This window comes from Limnohabitans sp. 63ED37-2 (assembly GCF_001412535.1).
Classification (GTDB): domain Bacteria; phylum Pseudomonadota; class Gammaproteobacteria; order Burkholderiales; family Burkholderiaceae_C; genus Limnohabitans_A.
This window is the reverse complement of the sequence record NZ_CP011774.1, coordinates 1,872,422-1,891,969: the sequence shown is the minus strand read 5'-3', so window position 1 is coordinate 1,891,969 and position 19,548 is coordinate 1,872,422. Positions and strand designations below refer to the sequence as shown.

Below are 19,548 nucleotides of genomic sequence, written 5' to 3'. Positions count from 1 at the left end.
CTCAATGTTCCTCGCCCAGGTAAGCGGCCTGCACACCGGTATCGGCACGCACAGCAGCAGGCGTGTCGCTTGCAATCACTTGCCCGTTGACCATGACCGTGAGGTGGTCGGCCAGGGTGAACACGGCGTCCATGTCGTGCTCCACCAGCAAGATGGCGTGTTCTTTTTTGAGGCGCAACAGCAGCTGCACCATGCGCTCGGCCTCGGCTTGGCCCATGCCCGCCAGCGGCTCGTCGAGCAGCAGCACGCGGGGCTCGGTGGCCAAGGTCATGGCGATTTCGAGCTGGCGCTGCTCGCCGTGGCTGGTGGCCCCGGCTTGAGCGTGGCGGCGGTCTTGCAGCCCCGCCAGTTCCATCGCACGCTCGGCCCGAGCATTCACGGCTTGCATTCGGGCCGCAGCCTGCAACCAACCCAATGGGTTGAAGGGCGAGGGCTGCACACGCGACTGCGCGGCCAAGCGCACGTTGTCCCACACGGTGAAGGTGGTGAAGATGTTGGTTTTTTGGTAGCTGCGCCCCAAGCCGTGGCGCGAGATTTTTTCAGGCGTCCAGCCGGTGATGGGGTGTTCGCCCAAGGTGATGCTGCCGCTGGTGGGGGGCAAATCGCCCGAGATCAGGTTGGCCAGCGTGGACTTGCCCGCGCCGTTGGGGCCAATCACCGCGTGAATCTGGCCGAGCCACAAATCCAGCGAAACGTCGTTCACAGCCGCCAAGCCGCCAAAGCGCTTGGTCAAGCCACGGGCGGACAGCAAGACTTGACGATCAGTCATGACCCGCCTCCTTGGCCGTTTTGCTGCCCAAAGCCCGGTTGATCAGGCCCAAAATGCCTTTGGGCGCAAAGATGATCAGCGCCACGATGAACAGGCCCATCCACATCTGCCAGTGTTTGCCGGTTTTGAAGCTGCCCACCTCGGGCAAGTCTTTGAACACATGCAGCAAATACTCAAAGCTGAAGGCGCCCACAATGGCCCCCGCAAAATTGCCCATGCCGCCCAAAATCACCATCATGATGGCGTGTGCACTGAGGTGAAAGCCCATCAGCTCGGGGTTCACAAAACCGGTTTGCGCCGCGAACAAATAACCCGCCAGGCCCGCCAAGGCACCCGCCAGTGTGAAGGCCGCCAACTTGTGGCTGAAGGTGTTAAAGCCCAGCGCCCGCATGCGGTGCTCGTTGACGCGGATGCCCGACAGCGCCCGGCCAAAGGGGCTCCAGAGCAGGCGGCGCAAGAACACATACACCACCAGCAAACAGCCCAGCGTGAAGTAATAAAACACGCGTTTGTTTTCCAGGTCGATGATGCCCGCATCGGGGCGGAAGTTCAGGAACAAACCGTCCGAGCCGCCCAGCGCCTTGTTGTCAAAGAAGATGTAAAAAATCATCTGCGCAAAGGCCATGGTCACCATGATGAAGTAGATGCCGTGCGTGCGCACCACCAAAAAGCCGATGACCAAAGCCGCCAGCGCGGACCCACCCACAGCCAGCGGCAAGCTGGTGTACAGGCTGATGGGCTCGTTTTGCGGCGTGACAAAAGCCAACACATAACCCGCCAAGCCAAAGTAAGCGGCATGGCCCAGCGACACGAGGCCCGTGACGCCTTGAAGCAAATCAAGGCTCATGGCGAAGATGGCCAAAATCATCATGCGCACGACCATGGCCGTGTAGAAGTCGGTTCCGACAAAAGGGAAGGCGGCGAGCGCCAAAAAGCCCAGCACCATCAGCAGCTGGATGCTGCGCGGCAGGGTTTCAAGGTGAATTTGGGGCGTGCTCATGTGGATGTCTTTTTCATTGCTTGAACAGGCCTTCGGGTTTGTACAGCAGCACCAAGGCCATCAGCACATACACCAGCATGCCCGAGGCCTGGGGCAGCAGCACCTTGCCAAAGGTGTCGACCAGGCCCACCAGCAAGGCGGCGATCAAAGCGCCGCGCACCGAGCCGATGCCGCCAATGACCACCACCACAAAGCACATGATCAAGACCTGTGAGCCCATATTGGGGTAGACGCTGGACACAGGCGCGGCGATCATGCCCGCGATCGAGGCCAGGCCAATGCCCAAAGCGAACACCACCGAGTGGATGAGCTTGATGTTCACACCCAGCGATTCGGTCATCTCGCGGTTGAAGGCTCCGGCACGGATCTTCATACCCAAACGGGTTTTGGAAATCAGCAAATACAGACCCAGCGCCAGCACCAGGCACACGCCCGACATGAACAGGCGGTACACCGGGTAAGACAGGTTTTCGGTGAGGGGGATGGACGCGGCCAACAACTCGGGCACGGGCAGGCCGTGCACATCGTCGCCCCAAATCATGGAGCGCAGCTCTTCAAACACGTAAATCAAACCGAACGTGAGCAGCACCTGGTCCAAGTGGTCACGGTGGTAGAAGTGGCGAAACAGCAAGCGCTCAATGAGCAGGCCAAAGGCCACCGACAAGGCAGTGCCCACGATGATGGCCAGTGTGAAGCTGCCCAGCTGCGCAGCCAAAGACCAAGCCAGGTAAGCCCCCAGCATGTAAAAGCTGCCGTGCGCCAAATTCACCACGCCCATGATGCCGAAAATCAGCGTCAGGCCCGCTGCCAACATGAACAGCAGCAGCCCGTACTGGACGCTGTTGAGCAGCTGGATCAAGAAATTCACAAAGTCCATCGGGTATCACACTTGGAATGGAGGAGGGTAGCCGCAGGCCCCAAGCCCTTCAGGGAGAGCGCCATTAAAAACGGCGGACCGAGATCCGCCGTGGCACGGCTGGCAAACGGATGGCCGTGGGGAATGCCCCAACTGCCCACGCCTGCCGTTTACATGCGGCAACCCGCGCCAGAATCGGCCAATGCCTTGGCGGCCACGCCAATCACTTTGTTCTCTTTGTTCGAGACTTCGCGCAGGTAGATGTCTTGCACCGGGTTGTGCGACTTGCTCATGGTCCATTTCCCGCGTGGGCTGTCGATCACGGCCACTTCCATGGCCTTGATCATGGCGGCTTTTTGGCTCACATCGCCCTTGACGGCGTTGGCGCCTTGCACCAGCAACAAGCCGGTGTCGTAGCCTTGCACGGCATACACGTCGGGTTGCATCTTGAAGGTTTTGGCGTAATTGAGGCGGAACTCCTTGTTGCGCTTGGTCTCGATGCCATCACCATAGTGCAAGGTGGTCAAAACGCCGTCTGCGGCGGGGCCTGCGGCGTCCAGCACGCCTTCGGTCAGGAAACCCGAGCCATACAAAGGAATTTTGCCCTTGAGGCCCGCAGCGGCGTAGTCGCGCAAGAATTTGGCCGCGCCGCCACCAGCAAAGAAGCAAGCCACAGCGTCAGGCTTGAGCGCAGCGATTTCGGTCAGCAGCGCCTGGAATTCAACGTTGGGGAAGGGCAGGCCCAGTTCCTTGATGATGGTGCCGCCCGCTTTGGTGTAGCTCTCTTTGAAGCCCTCAAAGGCTTCGTCGCCGGCCGCATATTTCCAGGTGATCCAGACCGCCTTTTTGTGGCCGCGCTTGACCATGGCCTCGCCCAGCGCCATGGTGGGCTGGCTGTTGGAGAAGCTGGTGCGGAACACGTTGGGGGCGCACTGGGCGCGGGTGGCGATGTGAACGCCCGCGTTGGGGATCAGGTTGATGACGCCGCTTTCGCGGGCCACACGGTGAATACCCATTTGTACACCCGAGTGCACGGTGCCGATCAGCACATCGACCTTGTCGCGTTGGACCAACTTGTTGGCGTTTTCGATGGCTTTGGAGGGCTCGGATTCGTCGTCCACCTTGAACCATTCGATTTCACGACCACCCAACTTGCCGCCTTGCTCGTTGATCGCCATGCGCACGCCGTTCTCAATGGCCACGCCCAGTTGGGCAAAAGTGCCGGTGTAGGGCAGCATCAGGCCCACACGGATCTTGCCGGACTGGGCCAGAGCGCTTTGGGGGACCAACAGGCCGCTGGATGTGGCACCCAATAAGGCTGCGCCTTGGGTCAAAACTGAACGTCGTGATGTCATGTGTCTCTCCGGTCTGAAGGGCAGTGCCCGTGCTTGTACAAACTTCTCTTCTGATTATGGGTCAGTCCGCAATGTGTTTTCCTAGGGGAAATCATGGGGTTTTGGCGTTTCGCCCACAAAAAACCCACCGCGAGGGTGGGTTTTAGACGGCTTCCTGATTCACTCAGACCGTGAAGCGTTCGGCCTGATGGCGGGTTGCATCGGCCAGTTTGGACAACTCCATCACCGTGGCGGTGATTTCTTCTGAGGCGGCGGAATTGCTGCGTGAGATGCCGTCCAAGTTCGTCAAGTTCTGATTGATTTCGCGCACGGCGTTATTCTGCTCTTCCAATGCCTGAGAAATGCGCATCAACATCTGATCGGTTTCTTGTGTGCCCAGTTCGATCTGGCTCATGTCATGGCTGACCTCTTTGACCGCTGATACGGCTTTGACGGTGTCGAGTACGGCTTGCTGAACCAAGGCGGCAATTTCTTTGGAACTTTCTGCGCTGCTGACCGCCAGTTTGCCCACCTCGTCCGCCACAACAGCAAAGCCTTTGCCATGTTCGCCAGCACGGGCGGCTTCGATGGCTGCATTCAGGGACAAAAGATTGGTTTTGTTCGCAATCTTTTCAATCACGTCCGTGATCTTGTTGATCTTTTCCGAATTGCTGGCGATGTTGTTGACCACTTCAACCATCTTTTCAATTTTGGCCAAACCATCGCGCAAGACGGTGACGGATTGACGCGACTTTTGACTGGCGATTTCCGTGTTCTGAGAGACATCAGACACCGACTCAGCGGTTTGTCGAACCGCTGCCGAAACTTGAGAGATGGCATGCGTTTGATTTTGAGCTCCATCAGAAATTTGTCCAATCGCTTGGCTGGACTGAGAAGCCGCAGCCGCCACTTGACGGGCGTTGTGATGGATCAAACCAAATGCCTTGGACAAAGACTCCAGGGTGCTATTGATGTTGGTTTTGAGTTTGGCCAGATCGCCTTCGCCTTGGGCGGTGACTCGGGCTGTCAGGTCGCCACTGGCCATCTTGTCCAGCACGCGGCCGACATCGCCCAGCATATCTCGCAAGGCCACAATGGTGGTTTGGGCCTGGTTGGCTGTGCGTTTGTAAGCGCCCTGCGCCTGAATGTCCATGTCGCCAGAAAAATTGCCGTGGCTCATGGCGCTCATCATCTGGTCCAAACCGTTCATGGTGTTACGAACGCTTTCGACCGTGGATTGAACCGCCAGCATCATGTCGCCTAGGTCACCCTGCAAGCGGGTGTCGATCTTAGCTTCAAACTCGCCAGCCGCTAAACCTTTGAGGGCTGAGTTGACCGACTGGAAACTGCTTTGCAGGTTGCCCATGAGCGCATTGGCCGCTTCAGCCGTCTGGCCTACTTCGTCTCTGGACATGACCGCAATGCGCTGCTCAAAGCGTCCGGTATTGGCAATTTCGACCAGCTTTTCCTTCATCAAGAGCAAGGGCTTTGCAATGCGTTTGCCCGCCAGATAAGCCACAAACAAACCCAAAGCCACAGCCACCAAAAGCACCAAGGATTGGGTGCGCTTCATGAATTCGAGGTTCTGGAGAAATTGGTCGTTGGCGTTGTTGGCCTTGATGCGGCTGACCGACGTGACACCTTGCAGCATCGTGATGGTTTTGTCGTAGCTGTCGTCTGCAGATTGCATCATCATCGCACCCAGATTGGGGTCGGACAGGGCAGCGTCAAAAGCTTCGGCGGCGTTCGTGAAATAGGTCTTGACGGGCTCGATCTGAATGTCTTTTTTGAGCTCTTCATCGGCGTCATACATCCGGATCATCTCGTCCACCGCCTGCAGGCGTTGGGTCATCAATTCTTTGGCCTGGTCCGGTTGCTTCATCGCAATCATCGAAAAACTGCGGTACACCGAGGCATGTGTTTGGTGGATGATGGACTGCAGCTCTTGTGCAGAGCGCTCCGCTTGTGTGGCCTGGTTGAGTTCTTCAATTTGGCTTTGTGTCACTGACATGTTCCAGTGGCTGTACAAACCGAAAATCAGCAATAGACAAGAAATGATGGCCGGGGCCACCATGATTTTCAGAGCGATGCCCAGGGAAGAAAATTGTTTGAACATGTCGGTAATTTGGTAAAGCGATTTGCGCTGAATCTGCGCAAATCGCCTGGGTATTCCAGGAAAGGGGCTCGGTTATTTGTAAATACCGCCGCAAACCACGACTTCTTCATACTTCTCGCAATACATTTGCTTGGGCTGTACGGTCTTGGTCAGTGGATCGGTGAATTTGTAGTCTTGCCAGAACTTGCCCTTGGATTTGGCCAACTCCACGCGCTCTTTCACAAACTCTTTGCCATCCGGGTCTTTCAAACCGATCAGGTTTTTACCCACTTGTGAGGGATTTTGACCATGTGCAAGTGGTTTGCCGTTCATGTCATAAACCACCAGATACAGGTCTTTTTCAACAAATGTCTTGCTCGGTGCAGTCATGTCAGCATAGGCCTTCGGCCCGTTGGCTTTCAGGGCTGCGATGCCTTTGGCCACCATCGCAACCGCTTGTTCTTTTGTGGCACGTTCTTGGGCCAAGCCATTCTGTGCAAAAGTAAACAGAATTAGCGGTAAAAGAATTTTTGACAAATTTTTCATTAAAAACCTCAATTGGTGAGTGGGGTACAGTTTTTATCACCGATTGAATGACCTAGCAATGATAATTTTTATAAAATTTCAGGCTGGATTTAACTCTTTATGCATAAAAAAACCCACCGCTAGGGTGGGTTCTGGGTAGGAGCAGAACGCAATGCTCAGAAGGCTTGTTTGACGCCCAATGAAAAAACGTTGGCGCGGTTTTGGCGGTCACGTCCGATGGTGGCATCGAGTTGCAGGCCTTGGGCAATTTCTGTCTTGGCGCCCATTTGCACGCTGGCTTTTTGGCCTTGGTCACCGAACATTTCGATGTGTGGCGTGATGCTGCCCATCTGCCGCTCAAAGGCCACGCCCCAGCTGTTGAAGGAATTCTCGTCTTTGGGGTTGTGGCGTGTCACATTGACGTGAATGGCGCCAGCTGCAGAGTTGCAAGTCAAAATGCCGACCAGATAAGGGCTGTTGCCCACACCTTTTTCATGCACAGTGCCCAAGGTGCTGGCCACGTTGCAGCCATTTTCTTGGCTGGGGGTGATGCGCCACTTGGCTTGGATGGCTTGCTCGGCGGTGCCGGATTTGCGGGCCTTGGCGTAACTGACACCGATTTCGACACCCTCAACAGGCGCAAAAGCAGGGGCCACATTCCAAGTGTTGATCTTGTCGCTGTCGCGGGCCACCCAAATTTCGACGTGTCCAGCGCCTTTGTCGTTCACGTTGGCGTCGTCAACGGCCAAGGGGCGACCGGCTTGCGCGGGCAAGTTGAACAAACAAACGGTCAAAGCCATCAAGCTGGCGGCGCGGAAAGGGGTGGAGATTTTCATGGTGTTATTTTGGTGATTGTGATGAGGCGAATCAGTTGACTTCGAATTTGCTGACTTCGTGGCGTGTGGAATCTGCGATTTTGGACAGTTCCATGACCGTGGCTGTGATCTCTTCGGAGGCGGCAGAGTTGCTGCGCGCAATGGCGTCGAGGCTCGAAATGTTGGAATTGATTTGCTCCACTGCCGCGCTTTGTTCTTCCAAAGCGGAAGAAATTCTTTGCAGCATGGTGTCGGTTTCGCGTGAGCCTTGTTCGATCTGGTGCATGCCGCGGTTGACATGCTTGACGGTTTCCACGGCGCGTTGGGTTTCGGCGACGGCTTCTTGAACGAGTCGCGCGATTTCCTGCGAGCTTTCAGCGCTGTTGGCGGCCAATTTGCCCACCTCTTCGGCAACCACCGAGAAGCCTTTGCCATGTTCGCCTGCGCGTGCCGCTTCAATGGCGGCATTGAGCGACAGCAAGTTGGTCTTGTTGGCGATCTTTTCGATCACTTCGGTGATCTTGTTGATCTTTTCCGAGTTGGCAGCGATGGAACTGACCACCTCGACCATTTGTTCCATTTGCTTCATGCCGTCTTGCATGATGCTCATCGATTCCTGAGACTTCTGGCTGGCCACGGTGGTGTTGCGTGACACATCGCCCACCGCGTCGTTGGTCTGCCGAACGGCGGATGCCAACTGGGCGATGGCATGGGTTTGGTTTTGGGCACCGTCAGAGATTTGCCCAATGGCCTGGCTGGTCTGGTTGGCCGCAGCAGCCACCTGTTGGGTGTTGCTGTTGATGGCCCGCATGGCGCGGGACAAGGATTCCAACGATTGGTTGATGTTGTCTTTGAGTTGGGCCAACTCGCCGTTGCCCTGGGCTTGAACCCGGCGTGTCAGATTGCCTTTGGCCACTTGTTGGAGCACGCTGGTGACATCGCCCAGCATGTTGTCCAGGGTGTGCATGGCATTGGCGGCTTGTGTCATGGCCGCTTGGTACTCGCCTTGGGCATGGGCATTGACACGGGTGGAGAAGTGGCCATTTTCCAGGGCCGCCATCAACTCGACCAGGTTGCGTGTGGTGCCCTGGATTGCATCGGCCGAGTTGTTCACGGCATCTTTCATGTTGGCCAGATCGCCCTTGAGATCGGCTTGGATCCGGGGGCCGAAATTGCCAGCGGCCAAGGCCGTGACCACCAAGTTGACCTCGGTGACCGCAGATTGCTGCGAGTCGATCATGCGGTTGATGGCTTTGGCCGTGCGGCCCACTTCATCGCTTTGCTGCACATCGATGCGCAAAGAGAAGTTGCCGGTTTTTTCGATGTCACCCACCACTTTTTGCACTTGGGCCAGAGGTTGGGTGATGGAGCGGATGATGGACAAAGCCAACCACAAGCCGCCCAACAGGCCCGCCAGCACGATGCCGATGGTCAGGTTTCTGTTGAATTCAAAGGTAGCTTCGGCCGCTTCAAATTCGCTGTTGGCTTCGATCAATTGGGCGTCGATGAACAAAGACAGCTGTTCAACCACGGTGTCGATGTCTGCGTAGAGTTCTTTCTCCACAAACTCTGTCAAGGCTTCTTGATCCTCTTTTTCAAAGAGTTTCTGCAATTTGTTCAAGGGCTCTTCGAGTTTGGCAAAGGCCTCCTCGATGCTGGTCACCAGCTTGAGCTCTTCACCCACAAAATCATCGGTCGGGTGTGCGGCCCATTTTTCTTTCACCGTGCTGCGGGCTTGCGCCAATTTCTTTTGTGCATCGGCCCAAGACAGCTGGCCCGAGCGGACCTTGTGCGTCGCGTCGACGATGTTCAAGCTGTATTGGTCAGAGATGATTTTCAGGTCACGCAAATGCACCAAATGATCGGTGTTCACGAAATTGAAACTGGCAATGGCCTGAGTCATCCCCCTCAGCCCCATGAACCCGACCACCACGGAAACCAAACTGATGCAGATGACCAACATCAACAGCCGGACCGAAACGCTGAAATTCTTGAACATGGAGAGGTCTTTCAATGACTTGTGAGGTCATTTTAACGCCCGGCTTGGCGTTATTGATGAATTTGATAAGTAACTGACGGCAAAGCGAAAAATGTCTTTTGATTTGAATCAAAAATGCGCCATGTGAACCGATGGGACCCCTTTGGACTGCCTCCAAGGCCCAAATGCCCCTTGGCTTGGCCGAATGCCTAAGGGTTTAGCCCAGGTCAAGCGATGGCGCTCGCTCAAGACTGCAGGCGCAGGTTGAACTGGCGAACCCCGAGCTCATCCAACTGGCGTTGTTCGTGTTTTTGCTGGTCGCGTCTGACGGCGAGCTGATCTTGTTCTTCCAGGGCCTGCATTTTTTGCAGCTCAATGTCGGCCAGAATCCTTTTCTTGCGCAATTCCGCCACGGTGGATTGGGCTTTGCTCAAATCCAGCGCCACACGCTGCTGCAGGTTAAGCAGCTGGACCATGAACTGGCGTTGGTTCACACTGGCCTGCATGCCCAAGGCCTCGGTTTGGGTGTGTTGTTCTTTGAGCCGGTATTCGTCGTACATATTGCAAAGCCTTTGGTGGCTGGCTTGCAGTTGGTCCACTCGTGCCAGGGCCTGACCCAATTCGGTTTGCAATTGGATGACTTCGTCGTTGGCTTTTTTGACCAGTACAGGCCAGCAGGCTCGCGCTTGACGCATGATTTTTCCTTGGGTTATTGGGCCATCAGGGCTTGAACTTCGTGGCGTGTGGTTTGCGCATCCAAGCTGGTGTGCATGTCTTGCTGCAAAAAGCTTTCCATGGCGGGGCGCAGTCGGATGGCCTGGTCCAGCTCGTGGTTGGTGCCCGCTTCATAGGCGCCCACTTGAATCAGGTCCTGGTTTTGCTGGTACAGCGACCACAGCCTGCGAAAACGGTTGGCCAGCTTGTGGTCTTCGGGCGAGAGCAGGTTCTGCATGACGCGCGAAATCGAGCCATTGAGGTCAATCGCGGGGTAGTGCGCAGCATCGGCCAGTTTTCGCGACAGCATCACTTGTCCGTCGAGCGAGGCGCGGGCGATGTCCACAATCGGGTCGTTGGCGTCGTCGCCTTCGGCCAGCACGGTGTAAATGGCGGTGATGGAGCCCACGCCGTGGCGGCCCACACCAGCGCGTTCAATCAGGTTGGGCAACAGCGCAAACACCGAGGGGGGGTAGCCCTTGGCGGTAGGCGGCTCGCCCACGGCCAGACCAATTTCGCGTTGGGCGTGCGCCACGCGGGTCAGGCTGTCCACCAGCATCAAAACGTTTTTGCCTTGGTCGCGAAAGTATTCGGCAATGACGTGGGTCATGTGGGTGGCTTTGAGGCGCAACACGGGCGACTCGTTGGCGGGTGCGGCAATCAACACCGACTTGGCCAGACCGACCGGGCCCAAGGATTCCTCGATGAACGCTTGCACCTCACGGCCGCGTTCGCCAATCAGGCCAATGACCACCACATCGGCTTCGGTGAAGCGGGTCATCATCCCCAGCAGCACGCTTTTGCCAACACCCGAGCCTGCGACCAAGCCCAAGCGTTGGCCCCTGCCAATCGTCAGCATGCCGTTGATGGCTTTGACGCCCACGTCCAGCACCTCCTTGATGGGGCCGCGTTCCATGGGGTTGATCGGCCGCCCCTGCAGGCTGAGCACATCACTGCATTGGGGGGCCGGTTTGCCGTCCAGTGGCAAGCCTCGGCCGTCCAGGATTCGGCCTAAAAGTTCGGGGCCCAATGCCACTTGCGAGGTGTGGCTGAGCACACTGACTCTGGCGCCCGGCCCAATGCCCTGGGGCTCGGTGAAGGGCAAAAGGTAAAGCGTTGAATCGTTGAAGCCCACCACCTCGGCTTCGACGCGGTGGCCAAATTGGCCCACCACTTCGCAGCAAGCGCCCAAAGGCGCCATCAGGCCGCGCGTCTCAAGCCGCATGCCCACCAAGCGTGCCAGAGTGCCGCTGCGTTGGGGGGTAGGTGCGTGCAGATTGGCGACCAGTTGACCGACTTCGGCATCAAAATTCATGAGGCGATCCCGTCACGGGCACCAGAGCTCATGGGTTTAAACGAAGCCATCGCCGCCTCCAGCCAGCACCAGCTCGCCCGCATCGGACAGCTTGCGTGCCAGGCGCATGACGTTCTTCTGGGCTTCTTCCACTTCGGTGATGCGCAGAGGGCCTTTGGCCTCCATGTCGTCGACAAACATGACGCGGGCACGCGCAGACATGTTGTCCAAGAATTTGTCTTTGACGTAATCGGGTGCGCCTTTCAAGGCCACCATCAACAGGTCGGGCTCGGCCGTGCGCATGATGGCTTGGATGCCTCGGTTGTCGACACTCACCAGGTTCTCGAAGGTGAACATGTTGTCCTGGATGCGCTGCATCAAGTCGGCGTCGATCTGCGACAGACCGGCCATGATGGAGCCTTCCAGCTCGACCTTGACCGAGTTCATGATCTGGGCCGCGGCCTTGACACCACCGAAGCTGGACGATTTGGACGAGGAGTTCGTGGCGAACTGCTTCATCATGATTTGTTCCAACTCTTCCATGGCCGACGGTTGCACCGTCTCCAAGCTGGCAATACGCTGGATGATTTCCGGGCGCGACTCGCCTGGCAAAAAGTTCAGCACGTCGGCCGCTACGGTGTATTCGAGCACCGACAAAATGATGGCCACCACCTGCGGGTGTTCGCCTCGGATCATCTCGGCAATCGAGCGTGCATCCATCCACTTCAAAATTTCCAGGCCCTTGCTGCCTTGGCCCGGCATGATGCGGCTGAGCACCGAGGCCGCCTTGTCGTCACCCAGGGCACGTTTGAGCACTTTCTCAACGTAGTCGCCAGTGCCCAGACCCAGGCTGGTTTGTTTCTTCAGCAAGGTCACGAACTCGTCCAGAACGATGTTCACCGCCTCTTGGGACAAGTCCGAGACCGAGACCATCGCCGCACCCAGAGACTGGACTTCTTTGGGGTTCATGAAGCGGATGATTTCGGAGGCCTGTTGCTCACCGAGCAGCAGCATCAACACCGCTGCGCGTTGGGTACCGGTCAACTCGGCCAGTTCCCGGGCCAATTCTTCGGTCATCGGGACGGGCACATTGCCGGCAGGCGCGGCCGCCGCGTCCTTGTCGTTCTTGGCGTCTTTGTCGTCTGGTTTAGCGGTAGCCATGTGGTTATTTCCTTGATCTGCTTCAGTTGACCTTGATCATGCCCTTGAGCACGTTGGCCACACGGCCTGAGTCTTCGGCCACCAGCATTCGGATGAGGGCCACCTTGTCGTCGTAGGTGTTGGCGGTGTCCAGCATGTCCATCGAGATGCTCGACTTCTTGGGCTTGAGCTTGGCCTTGATCTCTTGCAGGCTGTCGCCTTCGCCAATCTGAATCATGCGCATGTCGTCTTCGCTCAATTCGCCATCGCTGAGTGCGGCCTTGGCCTGTTCCTGGGTGGCGGCATTCGATTCGTAGATGTTGCGCATGATGGGGCGTACCACGATCAGCATGAATACGATGAAGCTGATGGCCACCAAGCCGCTCTTGATGGCGGTCTGCACCGCATCTTCGAGGTACCACGGAATGGTTTCCATGTTGGCAATGGGTTCAAACTTGGCCGGTACCACCGACACGTTGTCACCCCGTTGGGGGTCAAAGCCCACCACACCACGCACCACCTGCAGCATTTGGTCCAGCTCTTGGGGGGTGTAGGGCACGCTGGTGGGGGCGTTGGGCACCGCAGGCGCGTCTTTGGCAGGAGGTGGAGCAGGGCGCTCGTTCACGACCACCGCCACACTGACTTTCATCACACCACCGCTGGCGTTGCGCACATGGCGAACGGTGCGGTCGAGTTCAAAGTTGCGGGTCGATCGGCTGCTGAGTTTGCTGCCCGATTCGCCTTGGCCTTTGTTGGCATCCACCTGGGTGTTGTTGCTGGTGGTGGGATCGGCTGGAGGGCTGTTGGCCAGTGCGCCCGGAATGCCTTCAGCGGCACGGTTGGCAGCGCGGTCTTCGGCCAACACTTCCGAACGGGTGCGTGGGCCTTTGTCTTTGTTGTCAAAGTCTTCGGTGGTGCTTTCGATCTGAGTGAAATCCAGCGACAAGTTCACTTGTGAGCGCACATTGGCTTCGCCCACCATCGGCGACAGGATCTGCATGATCCGGCCGCGGTAGACCTCTTCTAGGTGCTGCTTGTGCTGCTCTTGTGCAGATGTCAGGCCAAGCTTTTGCTCAGTGGCCGATTCCGTCATCAGCTTGCCCACGTTGTCGACCACGGTGACATGGTCTGGGGCCAAGTAAGGCACGCTGGACGAGACCAAATGCACGATGGCCTGCACCTGCGAAGCCGACACGGCGCGGCCAGGGTAGGGTGCCAACACCACGGAGGCTTTGGGGGGCGTGCGGTCGCGCACAAAAACGCTTTGCTTGGGCGTGGCCAGATGGACACGGGCACTTTGCACGCTGCCAATTTGCATGATGCTGCGGGCCAGCTCCTGCTCCATGGCCGCATTCACTTTCACTTGCTCCATGAACTGGCTGGTGGTCATGGAGGACTGCTCTTTCAGACCGTCCAGGCCGGTGGCGCCTGCCTTGGGCAAACCTTGCGAGGCCAATAAGATGCGGGCCTCATGAAAGCGCGGGCTGGGAACGGTGAGTTGGCCGGTGGCCGGGTCGATCTTGGGGTTGAAGTTCGCGGTCTTGAGCGTTTCGTACGCTTTTTGCTGGTCGGCCTCTTGCAAACCAGGCATCACGGGACGATAAGGCGTCACGTTCATCCAGGAATAGGTCAGTCCAAAAATGACCAACACGATGAGCATCACGATCAGCGGCAAAACTCGGCGGACCGAGGGTTGGTTGACCATGGTGCTGAAGGACTCAGAAAGGCCCTTGGTGCTCCAGGGGCTCAGGCCTGTGCCCGTGGCTGCACCGTTGCCTGCCCCATTGCCGCCAGGGTTTCCCGTTGCCGTGGTGGCCACCGCCGTGGAGTTGCCCCCGACGGTGGCTGGGGTGTTGTCACCGCCCGAAGGCATGGTGATCATGCCTGTGTTCATTGCTGCGCTTGCTGTAGCCATGGTTGTTCTTCTTCAGTTCGGTGGATCAGACAGGCATGTTCAAGATGTCTTCGTAGGCCTTGAGCACTTTGTTGCGCACCTGCAAGGTGGCCTCGAAAGCCAAGGACGATTTCTGCATGCCCAGCACCACATCGGTCAGGGCGATGTCTTCGCCGCGGTCAAAGGCGTTGCGCATCTCAGAAGATTGCACTTGCAACTGGTTGACTTGCCCCAGGGCGCCCGACACCAATTCAGAAAACCCGGTTTTGCCCGCGCCGCCAGCGCCGCCGATGGCGTCCGCCGTGCTGGGCAGGCCCTGCATCGGTCCCGAGGCTTGGGCCTGGTGGCTGCGCAAGGTTTGCAGCATCGACTGGATGCTGGCAGGAGAGATGGCTTTGTCGATCATGCGAGGCTCCATCAGTAGGCGTTGGCCATGCTCAGACCGTGCTCACGCAACTGGGCCAGCTTGTATCGCAAGGTGCGGGGGCTGATGCCCAGGCGTTTGGCGGCCTCGGTTTTGCTGGGCGTTGCGGCCAGCGTGGCCATGATCACTTGGTGTTCGTTCATGCGGGCCGCGCTTTGCAGGTCGGTGGCGCTGGGCGCAGCCACTGGGGTGGGCACGGTCCAGGTGGCGTTGGTTGAGCGATTGGCCATGGCTGTCCAGGCAGGGGCTTCATCAGCTGGCGCGTTTTCTGGGGTGCCAACGCTGGGGTGCTCACCATCGCTTCGGGTGGCGCAAGCGTTATGGCTCATGTCTTCCATGTCGACAGTCCGCGACGCCACAAAGGCTTCGTGGGGCGTGCTGTGTGATGTAGCTGGGATCACGACAGCGCTTGTCAACCAATCGTCAAACATCAGGTGCGCGGGGGTCACCACATGGTCGGTGCACAGCACCATGGCACGGCGCATCACATTTTCCAACTCGCGCACATTGCCGGGCCAGGGGTATTGCATCAACTGGGCCTGCGCATGTGGGTGCAGTTGCCAGGGCTTGTTGTCATGCTGCAGCAGGCATTGCATGGCCAGCGGAATGATGTCGCCAGGGCGCTCACACAGGGGCAGCAAACGCATACGGAAGGTGGCGATGCGGTAATACAAGTCCTCGCGGAACTCGCGCTCCACAATGGCTTTCTTGAGGTCTTTGTTGGTGGCCGCCACGATGCGCACATTCAATTGGATGGTGGCTTGACCGCCCAGGCGAGTGAGCTGGCGCTCTTGCAGCACGCGCAACAATTTGCTTTGCAGATGCATGGGCATTTCGCCAATTTCATCCAGAAACAAGGTGCCACCCTGGGCCTGCTCGAACAGGCCTTTTTGTTCGCGGTGGGCGCCCGTGAAAGCGCCTTTTTCATGACCAAACAACATGTCTTCGATCAGGTTGTCTGGCATGGCCGCGCAGTTGAGTGCCACAAAGGGGCCGCGGGCTCGGCCCGAGGCTTCGTGCAACACACGCGCCAGCACTTCTTTGCCCGAACCCGTGGGGCCCACCAGCAAGGCGGTGACTTCGGCTTGCGCCACTTTTTTGGCCAATGCCAGCAGGTGCTGGCTGGCCGGGTCCACAAACACCACGCTGCGCATGGGTTGAACGGTGGGGCGTGCAGGGTTGGGGCTCAGGTGGTTGTGCAGACGCAACCAAGAGGCGGGGCGCACATCGTCGCTGGCCAGCACGGCCATGGCGCCACAACGGCTCGCTTCCACGGCCAACTCCAATTCATGTCGGTCAACGCGTGCCACCACAGGCAGACTCAGGCCTGCCTCTTGCAGCAGTTGCTGCACCGCCTTCAGTCGTGTCATGTCAACACCCAGGTGCAGAACCACGATGGCAGCATCGGCCGCTTGTGACAACAACATGTCCAGCGTGTGGATGGGCATCAAAGCCCAGCCACTGTTGTGCAGGGCTTGGCTGTGCTCGGGGCTCAGCGGTGTTTCAGGGTCCAGCCAAAGGGCCAGAGGGGTAGATGCAGCAGTTGGCTTCACAGAGTGGCCTCACATTTCGTTTCAATGTGTAAAGCAACCCTCGTGCCAGAAATTTATGAACCTTAAAATGATTTAATTATTTTTAAATGAATACTTTAAATATATTTATAGAAACCGGAAAGTCGACAGGCCCAGACGGAAGATTGACAGCGTTGCAGATGGCTGCCCATCGTTACAGATACGCTTGATCGCCTTCAGGGTTGGCGGGAGCTGGTTCGGTTGCAGCAGGGGCTATTGGTGCAGGTTCTTCCATCGCAGCAGGTGCTTCTTGCGCTGTGGTTTCTGGCGCTGCAGCTTCTTCTGTCGGCAAAGGTGTCGGTACAGGTGTCTGCACCTCTTCAATGTCTTGAGCGGTTGAGATGGGCGCTTTTTCCATCACATCGTCAATTTCTGGGTCAATCGCCGTTTTCTTGCGTTCTGCGAAAGACGACGGCACCGATTCCACTTGGGAGCCGGTCAGTCTTGACGCATTCTTGAGCCACGGATCGGGCTCGGAAAGCAGTTGCCTTGCCAGGCCTTCCAGTCTGTGGTCGATCAGGTCCTCGATCACCGTGTCGTTGCAGCGCACCCGCACGCTGCCTGGCCGCAAGGACATGTCAGGCTGCAAATGCAACGGGGGCTCGTTGTTTTTGAGCAAGGGCTGAACCCGCTCCAGATCACTGGGGTTGAGCGACACGTTGATGCCATTTTCCTGGCCATTCAAGTCGGCCACACAGGCTTTGACCAAACGCTCCACCGCCTCGCCTGAGGTTGACAATTCACCCCGCACCAGTTGCTCTGCAATGTGCAATGACAGTTTTCTGAGGGGCTCAAATTGGCGGGTGGCATCATTTTGCAGCGCGGCCAATTCGCTGGTGATGGTTTGAATCAGCTCTCTTTCTTTGGCGCGTTCCGTCTCCAGATCGTGCAAAGTTTTGGCCATGCCGTCTTTGAGGCCCTGAACATAGCCCTGTTGGCGGGCAATTCTGATCTGTTGCTCGTTCAGTTCGGTCAAAACAACTGGTGCACTCGACACGGGCGATGGGGGTAGGGCGCTGCCGTTGGGGGAGTGGCTGTGGTGGACCGATTCCGTGGCAGAAGAGTCACCAGAGTTGGTGTCAGAGGTCTGGGCCTGGTCGCCCGATTGCGCCGATGGATCGGTGGGCGCGGATTGGGGCAGGTCGCTCTGAAAAAGTTCCTCGCCGTGCTTGGCGTTACTTTCAGGCGTCCAAGAGCCAAATTTTCGTTCTTTGGATTGATCCCAAGATGTTTGAGCAAAGGCAGCTTTGTGCTTTTTGCCCATGAGAAGCGGATCTGACTTCCATTGCAATTTGTTGGTTTCTGCTTGAGTCATTTCACAAATTGCAAAGATGGGGAGGCGTTGAGTGGCTGGTTCGGGGCTTGAAATCCAGTCAAGCTCGGATGTTGATCGTGGGTCTCAATGGCTTTGTGGCTTTGGGTGTGAAGCCTCTGCAGAATTCTCCGTCGGCTCTGAGCACCTCCAAAGAGGGGAGCCACCTGGACCTGAAGCCCATCAAATTGCAGCTGTACGGCGCAGCACGCAAATAAGTCATCTTTAAGTATTCACATTTCCAGCAATCGGGCCCGCGCGTTTCTGCTGGAATTGCAGTCGGCGGCAAAGACGCATTGGTGGAAGCTTTCATGTGTCACTCAAATTAACGACGTCAGTTTAGCCCTGCAGGAGTTTGAGCACAGACTGTTGGTCTGTGTTGGCTTGCGCCAGCACGGCTGTGGCCGCCTGTTGGATGATTTGTGTGCGTGCCAATTCGCTGCTGGCCTTGGCAAAGTCAGCGTCTTCGATGCGGCTGCGGGAAGCCGAGGTGTTGATCGAGATATTCGTCAAGTTATCAATGGCGAAGTTCAGCCGGTTGATTTTGGCACCCACATTGGCTCGGAAATCATCCACATCGGCAATGGCCGTGTCGATTTTGTCCAGGGCCGACTGAGAGGCGACGTGGCTGGAGACATCCAGACCCACAACATCGAGGCCCGATGCCGTCAAGTCGACAAATTGCACGGCAATCGTCGAGTCTTCGTTGTTGGCAATGCCCACTTGGAATGATTTGGTCACACCGGCATTGTCCAGAAACGCCATGTTGTTCCACTTGGTGTTTTTGGCAATCCGCGTGATTTCCTCTTCCAGTTCCACCCTTTCTTTGTCCAGGGCGTCCCGGTCCGTGTCGCTGTAGGTGTCGTTGGCTGCCTGAACGGCCAGTTCACGCATGCGCTGGAGCATGTTGGTGATCTCTTGTGTCGCGCCTTCGGCCGTTTGCAGCATCGAAATACCGTCATTGGCGTTGCGCACAGCCTGGTTCAGACCCCGAATTTGGGAGGTCATCTTGTTGCTGATGGCCAGGCCCGCCGCATCGTCTGCTGCCGAGTTGATGCGCTTGCCCGTGGACAGTTGCTGCATGGCGTTGGCCACATCGCGTCCGTTGCGGGTCAGCGCATTTTGCGAAATCAATGACTTGATGTTGGTATTGATGACTGACATGGTGGAGTGACTCCTGGTTTTAGGCTAACTTGTCTGACTGACGGCTATTCATTGCCGCATCGGCTTGTTTTTACTGGTAAGCACAATGCGTGCCAGTTGTTTGCTTGGTGGAAACTGGGTGAACGACGGAAACCCGTCAAGCGCCGGCGGTTCCGGTTTTTTTCAGATGGAGCGATGAGGGCAGCATCTCAGCCACAAATTGCTGAAGGTCCATCGAGGATGGGTGCTGGCGCAGGGCTTGTTGGGCCACAGAGAGTGCGCGTTGGGTGTTGCCTTCGCACCGCAGAACGCGGGCGAGGTGGTGCCAGACTTGGGGCGGTGTGTTGCCGGCCTGGACTTTGATCAGGTGTTCGAGCAGTTCGCGAGAATGGGCCCAGTCTTGTTGGACTTCTGACACCAGGGCCGCGATGACCAAAACGTCTTCGCTGTCGGGGTAGAGGGCCAGCCCGGCCTCGGCCAAGGCGATGGCCAAAGACAGGTGGTTTTGCTCGAAGAGCTCAGCCACCCATTCACGGACCTTGACGGGGGAAGGAGGATCCAACTCGAGGTTGAGTGGAAACTCGGGCAAACCATAAGAGGTCGGCGACTGTAATGCAGCTGATGACATGAATTGCTCCTGACTTGCCACACCGGCAAACGGTTGCCGGTGTGGGGTTATCGTCA

The 19,548-nt window shown here is 57.4% G+C and carries 18 protein-coding genes; all 18 read right to left on the bottom strand.

Features of this window, described 5'->3' with window-relative positions:
* Nucleotide 1: 1 nt before the first annotated feature.
* The 18 genes from L63ED372_RS08925 to L63ED372_RS08845 all read right to left on the bottom strand — a co-directional run bounded on the left by L63ED372_RS08925 (nucleotide 2) and on the right by L63ED372_RS08845 (nucleotide 19,492).
* Entirely contained in the window at nucleotides 2-769 is a 768-nt protein-coding gene (locus L63ED372_RS08925; protein ID WP_062405420.1) for an ABC transporter ATP-binding protein, read from the bottom strand.
* The gene (locus tag L63ED372_RS08920; protein WP_062405418.1) at nucleotides 762-1,769 is read right to left on the bottom strand and encodes a branched-chain amino acid ABC transporter permease; all 1,008 of its coding nucleotides are present in this window, start codon (nucleotides 1,767-1,769) and stop codon (nucleotides 762-764) included. Before L63ED372_RS08920 ends, L63ED372_RS08925 begins: the two co-directional genes overlap by 8 nt.
* A 13-nt stretch (nucleotides 1,770-1,782) precedes the next feature.
* On the bottom strand, nucleotides 1,783-2,646 hold the full coding sequence (locus L63ED372_RS08915) for a branched-chain amino acid ABC transporter permease (protein WP_062405417.1): 864 nt from the start codon (nucleotides 2,644-2,646) through the stop codon (nucleotides 1,783-1,785).
* A 149-nt stretch (nucleotides 2,647-2,795) separates the two neighbouring features.
* Nucleotides 2,796-3,980: an ABC transporter substrate-binding protein gene (locus tag L63ED372_RS08910; protein ID WP_062405414.1), complete on the bottom strand. Its 1,185-nt coding sequence runs from the start codon at nucleotides 3,978-3,980 to the stop codon at nucleotides 2,796-2,798.
* 163 nt (nucleotides 3,981-4,143) lie between these two features.
* Entirely contained in the window at nucleotides 4,144-6,075 is a 1,932-nt protein-coding gene (locus L63ED372_RS08905; RefSeq protein ID WP_062405412.1) for a methyl-accepting chemotaxis protein, read from the bottom strand.
* A gap of 72 nt (nucleotides 6,076-6,147) precedes the next feature.
* Nucleotides 6,148-6,600 carry a cache domain-containing protein gene (locus tag L63ED372_RS08900; protein WP_062405409.1) on the bottom strand — a complete coding sequence of 151 codons (453 nt, stop codon included), beginning with the start codon at nucleotides 6,598-6,600 and terminating at the stop codon, nucleotides 6,148-6,150.
* A 155-nt stretch (nucleotides 6,601-6,755) separates the two neighbouring features.
* Complete coding sequence (locus tag L63ED372_RS08895; protein WP_062405407.1) at nucleotides 6,756-7,415, bottom strand: hypothetical protein; 660 nt, start codon at nucleotides 7,413-7,415, stop codon at nucleotides 6,756-6,758.
* 31 nt (nucleotides 7,416-7,446) lie between these two features.
* Complete coding sequence (locus L63ED372_RS08890) at nucleotides 7,447-9,336, bottom strand: HAMP domain-containing methyl-accepting chemotaxis protein (RefSeq protein WP_231624604.1); 1,890 nt, start codon at nucleotides 9,334-9,336, stop codon at nucleotides 7,447-7,449.
* Entirely contained in the window at nucleotides 9,236-9,505 is a 270-nt protein-coding gene (locus L63ED372_RS16595; protein WP_231624627.1) for a hypothetical protein, read from the bottom strand. Before L63ED372_RS16595 ends, L63ED372_RS08890 begins: the two co-directional genes overlap by 101 nt.
* A 112-nt stretch (nucleotides 9,506-9,617) precedes the next feature.
* Nucleotides 9,618-10,067 (bottom strand): flagellar FliJ family protein, encoded by a 450-nt coding sequence (locus tag L63ED372_RS08885; protein ID WP_062405404.1) that lies wholly within the window; start codon nucleotides 10,065-10,067, stop codon nucleotides 9,618-9,620.
* Between the two features lie 14 nt (nucleotides 10,068-10,081).
* Nucleotides 10,082-11,401: a FliI/YscN family ATPase gene (locus L63ED372_RS08880; RefSeq protein ID WP_062405403.1), complete on the bottom strand. Its 1,320-nt coding sequence runs from the start codon at nucleotides 11,399-11,401 to the stop codon at nucleotides 10,082-10,084.
* Between the two features lie 36 nt (nucleotides 11,402-11,437).
* Entirely contained in the window at nucleotides 11,438-12,541 is a 1,104-nt protein-coding gene (gene fliG, locus L63ED372_RS08875) for a flagellar motor switch protein FliG (protein ID WP_082431649.1), read from the bottom strand.
* Nucleotides 12,542-12,563: 22 nt separating this feature from the next.
* A complete protein-coding gene (gene fliF, locus L63ED372_RS08870; protein WP_156343590.1) occupies nucleotides 12,564-14,435 on the bottom strand; it encodes a flagellar basal-body MS-ring/collar protein FliF in 1,872 nt (623 codons plus the stop codon).
* Between the two features lie 25 nt (nucleotides 14,436-14,460).
* Entirely contained in the window at nucleotides 14,461-14,820 is a 360-nt protein-coding gene (gene fliE, locus L63ED372_RS08865) for a flagellar hook-basal body complex protein FliE (protein ID WP_062407857.1), read from the bottom strand.
* Nucleotides 14,821-14,831: 11 nt separating this feature from the next.
* Nucleotides 14,832-16,391, bottom strand: a complete 1,560-nt coding sequence (locus tag L63ED372_RS08860; RefSeq protein ID WP_062405401.1) for a sigma-54 interaction domain-containing protein — start codon at nucleotides 16,389-16,391, stop codon at nucleotides 14,832-14,834.
* A 172-nt stretch (nucleotides 16,392-16,563) separates the two neighbouring features.
* Nucleotides 16,564-17,724, bottom strand: coding sequence for a FliH/SctL family protein (locus tag L63ED372_RS08855; RefSeq protein ID WP_062405400.1), 1,161 nt, complete (start codon nucleotides 17,722-17,724; stop codon nucleotides 16,564-16,566).
* A 336-nt stretch (nucleotides 17,725-18,060) separates the two neighbouring features.
* Nucleotides 18,061-18,885, bottom strand: a complete 825-nt coding sequence (locus L63ED372_RS08850; protein ID WP_062405399.1) for a flagellin N-terminal helical domain-containing protein — start codon at nucleotides 18,883-18,885, stop codon at nucleotides 18,061-18,063.
* Nucleotides 18,886-19,021: 136 nt separating this feature from the next.
* On the bottom strand, nucleotides 19,022-19,492 hold the full coding sequence (locus L63ED372_RS08845) for a tetratricopeptide repeat protein (protein WP_062405398.1): 471 nt from the start codon (nucleotides 19,490-19,492) through the stop codon (nucleotides 19,022-19,024).
* Nucleotides 19,493-19,548 lie beyond the last annotated feature (56 nt).

Bases quoted from the DNA above. Each gene is read 5' to 3' on its own strand.
- L63ED372_RS08925 (WP_062405420.1), bottom strand. From the start codon at position 769: ATGACTGATCGTCAAGTCTTGCTGTCCGCCCGTGGCTTGACCAAGCGC.
- L63ED372_RS08920 (WP_062405418.1), bottom strand. From the start codon at position 1,769: ATGAGCACGCCCCAAATTCACCTTGAAACCCTGCCGCGCAGCATCCAG.
- L63ED372_RS08915 (WP_062405417.1), bottom strand. From the start codon at position 2,646: ATGGACTTTGTGAATTTCTTGATCCAGCTGCTCAACAGCGTCCAGTAC.
- L63ED372_RS08910 (WP_062405414.1), bottom strand. From the start codon at position 3,980: ATGACATCACGACGTTCAGTTTTGACCCAAGGCGCAGCCTTATTGGGT.
- L63ED372_RS08905 (WP_062405412.1), bottom strand. From the start codon at position 6,075: ATGTTCAAACAATTTTCTTCCCTGGGCATCGCTCTGAAAATCATGGTG.
- L63ED372_RS08900 (WP_062405409.1), bottom strand. From the start codon at position 6,600: ATGAAAAATTTGTCAAAAATTCTTTTACCGCTAATTCTGTTTACTTTT.
- L63ED372_RS08895 (WP_062405407.1), bottom strand. From the start codon at position 7,415: ATGAAAATCTCCACCCCTTTCCGCGCCGCCAGCTTGATGGCTTTGACC.
- L63ED372_RS08885 (WP_062405404.1), bottom strand. From the start codon at position 10,067: ATGCGTCAAGCGCGAGCCTGCTGGCCTGTACTGGTCAAAAAAGCCAAC.
- L63ED372_RS08880 (WP_062405403.1), bottom strand. From the start codon at position 11,401: ATGAATTTTGATGCCGAAGTCGGTCAACTGGTCGCCAATCTGCACGCA.
- fliG (WP_082431649.1), bottom strand. From the start codon at position 12,541: ATGGCTACCGCTAAACCAGACGACAAAGACGCCAAGAACGACAAGGAC.
- fliF (WP_156343590.1), bottom strand. From the start codon at position 14,435: ATGGCTACAGCAAGCGCAGCAATGAACACAGGCATGATCACCATGCCT.
- fliE (WP_062407857.1), bottom strand. From the start codon at position 14,820: ATGATCGACAAAGCCATCTCTCCTGCCAGCATCCAGTCGATGCTGCAA.
- L63ED372_RS08855 (WP_062405400.1), bottom strand. From the start codon at position 17,724: ATGACTCAAGCAGAAACCAACAAATTGCAATGGAAGTCAGATCCGCTT.
- L63ED372_RS08850 (WP_062405399.1), bottom strand. From the start codon at position 18,885: ATGTCAGTCATCAATACCAACATCAAGTCATTGATTTCGCAAAATGCG.
- L63ED372_RS08845 (WP_062405398.1), bottom strand. From the start codon at position 19,492: ATGTCATCAGCTGCATTACAGTCGCCGACCTCTTATGGTTTGCCCGAG.